Genomic DNA, 2,954 nt, shown 5'->3' on the forward strand with positions numbered 1-2,954 from the left:
AGGTAATGCCTTCAAACCACCATAGTTGATTGGTATAGACGGGTTCGAGTAAGCTGGGGCGCTGATAGACTTTAGGTTGAATGCGTTTAACATTCCAAAGGTGAAAATACTCATGTGAACACAGCTCTAAAAAACGAATATACCCCGCCGTTCTTTTTTCATCTTGTCGATAGGGCAGATCATCACGTGCACATATTAAGGCAGTCGAATTCACATGTTCCAATCCGCCATAGTCTTTTTCGGTGACGGTGACTTGAAATAAGTAACGATCAATCGGGTAAGGCTTTTCAAATAGTGCCAATTCGGTTTCACAAATTTGCGTTAAATCAGCGATAAGCTGTGCTTCATCCAATTGCTCAAAATTAATCCGACCGGTAAGAACCATTTCATGAGGAATACCTGCCGCATTAAACTTCAGCCGATGAAAACACCCCATTTCAACAGGGTATTCAATTAAATCCCAATAATCAGTAGCCTGATAATGGCCAAAGCCATTTGAATCTACCGATAGCGTAGGCAGTGTTGTTGCGACCTGCCAACCCTCTTCACGACTATGCGATGTGGCTTCAATCAAAACATCACAAGGTTGACCTCTTTGACCTTCGATGGCGAGAAAGACACTGGTTCCATTAAAAAAACCGTGAGTGGTATCAAAGTGTGCGCCCCTAACAGACAGGTCCCAAGCATATACCTGGTAATCAATTACCAGAGCAGAATTACAAGGTTCGATTAGCCAACGACTCTTATCGATGGGGCTGATTGTTAGCGACTGGCCATCAATCGTTTTGACCCTTAGGTTTATGATATGTTTTGAGAAGTCACGAATTAAATAACTGCCGGGAATCCAAGTTGCCATTGAAATCTCTTGTCCTTTTGGGTTTGGAGATTGAATTTGGCACTGAACCGAAAATAGGTGGCTATGGGGATTTTCCGGGGTGAGTTGATAGTGAATAGCCGCTTTATTCAATGAAATATCCTTGTTTTAAAACTGAGAAAAGGGAATATCTTAGTACATCATTCGGTGAAGTTAAAATCAAAAGCAAGTTAATTACGACCCACAAATCAAAAGGATTGCCTTTATAATAGCCCCAATTAAAAAACCAACTCATGCTTGCTCTCTTTTTATTCGAACCGAAAACCGTTCAAATGGGGCGAAAGGGCATGAGCTTCTGTGCTATAAAAAGGAGTTTCTTGTGGTTAAAACACGCTTTGCACCCAGTCCAACTGGATACTTACATATTGGCGGCGTCAGAACCGCGCTTTTTTCATGGCTTTATGCCAAAAAAAATCAGGGTGAATTTACATTACGCATTGAAGATACTGATCGTGAGCGCTCTACACAAGCTTCTGTCGACGCCATCTTAGAAGGCATGTCTTGGCTTGGACTGGACTATGATCATGGGCCTATTTACCAAACTGACCGATTTGACCGCTATAAGGCGGTCATTCAAGGCCTTATGGAGAAAGGCCTAGCTTATTATTGTTATGCTTCTCCTGAAGAATTGGATGCCATGCGTGAGCAACAAAGAGCCAATGGTGAGAAACCACGCTATGATGGTCGCTATCGCGATTTTATTGGCTCACCTCCTGAAAATGTTAAGCCGGTTATTCGATTTAAGAACCCACAAGAAGGGGAGGTGTTAATCGAAGACTTGGTGAAAGGCGATATCCGTGTTGCCAATAGTGAACTGGATGATCTCATCATTGCCCGCTCGGACGGGACGCCTACCTATAACTTAACCGTTGTGGTTGACGACTGGGACATGGGCATGACGCATGTGATTCGGGGTGACGACCATATTAATAACACGCCTCGTCAAATTAACCTTTATAAGGCTTTAGGGGCGCCTGTTCCTAAATTTGCGCATATTCCAATGGTACTCGGTTCGGATGGCAGTCGTTTATCAAAACGACATGGTGCCGTGTCCGTTTTACAATATCGTGAAGAAGGTTTTTTACCAGAAGCTCTACTCAACTATTTGGTTCGACTCGGTTGGTCCTATCAAGATCAAGAGATTTTTAGCCTATCTGAAATGATTGAGTATTTTGATCTAGAAGACGTAAATGCATCGCCATCTACTTTTAATCAAGAAAAACTGCTGTGGATCAATCAACAACATATTCAAACAACCCCCATTGATAATCTGGTCAAACACCTGACGCCTTTTATGATTCAAAAGGGGGTTGATTTGAGCAATGGCCCAGAATTACAAAAAGTTGTCGATCTATTAAGAGAAAGAGCCAAAACGCTGATTGAAATGGCGGACGGGGCTAGCTACTTTTATCATGATTTTGAGTCATTTGATGCCAATGCGGCGAAGAAACACCTGCGTCCTGTCGCTGCAGAGCCTTTACAGGTGCTACAAGCCAAGCTTGCGGAACTGAGCGAATGGAAAGCAGAGGCCATTCATCAAGCGATTCATAATACGGCAGATGCCTTAGCCATTGGCATGGGGAAAATTGGCATGCCTTTACGCGTTGCCATTACAGGTGGGGGGCAATCACCATCTATTGATGCCACAGCCGAACTGATCGGTCAACAAAGGTGTTTAGCTCGTATTGATATGGCTTTGGCTTTTATCGCTGAACGCCAGGCCAATGCTTAACAATGAATAGGGCGGCTGGATTGACTCTGTTGAGCGGAATGGCCAGCCAAAAGTTTTACGCAAAATGGAAAAAATACTTGACCCATTCCATAAGTTCTATATAATACGCGCTCATCAGCTACAGGGGGCTATAGCTCAGCTGGGAGAGCGCAACACTGGCAGTGTTGAGGTCAGCGGTTCGATCCCGCTTAGCTCCACCATGATAGTTGATCTATCTGATTGTTTTTAGATTCACTAGGCCGAATCTTTTAATAGAGACATCATGATAGGGCGCAAGCCAAACACAGCATTAACTTCGGTTAATTCTATCTGTGTCCCGTTCGTCTAGAGGCCTAGGACACCGCCCTT

2 protein-coding genes and 1 tRNA gene are annotated in these 2,954 nt (G+C 43.7%); 2 read left to right on the plus strand and 1 reads right to left on the minus strand.

Features of this window, described 5'->3' with window-relative positions:
• Window positions 1-967, minus strand: a 967-nt coding sequence (locus tag CYQ88_RS11445; RefSeq protein ID WP_143483802.1) for a M61 family metallopeptidase, incomplete at its 3' end; no start/stop codon positions are given.
• Window positions 968-1,193: 226 nt separating this feature from the next.
• Between CYQ88_RS11445 and gltX the strand changes: the two genes are divergently transcribed.
• Both gltX and CYQ88_RS11455 read left to right on the plus strand, forming a co-directional pair.
• Window positions 1,194-2,606, plus strand: a complete 1,413-nt coding sequence (gene gltX, locus CYQ88_RS11450) for a glutamate--tRNA ligase (RefSeq protein WP_101841458.1) — start codon at window positions 1,194-1,196, stop codon at window positions 2,604-2,606.
• A 124-nt stretch (window positions 2,607-2,730) separates the two neighbouring features.
• Window positions 2,731-2,806 (plus strand) — tRNA-Ala (locus tag CYQ88_RS11455).
• Window positions 2,807-2,954: the final 148 nt, after the last annotated feature.

The organism is Hydrogenovibrio sp. SC-1 (assembly GCF_002848135.1).
GTDB lineage: Bacteria > Pseudomonadota > Gammaproteobacteria > Thiomicrospirales > Thiomicrospiraceae > Hydrogenovibrio.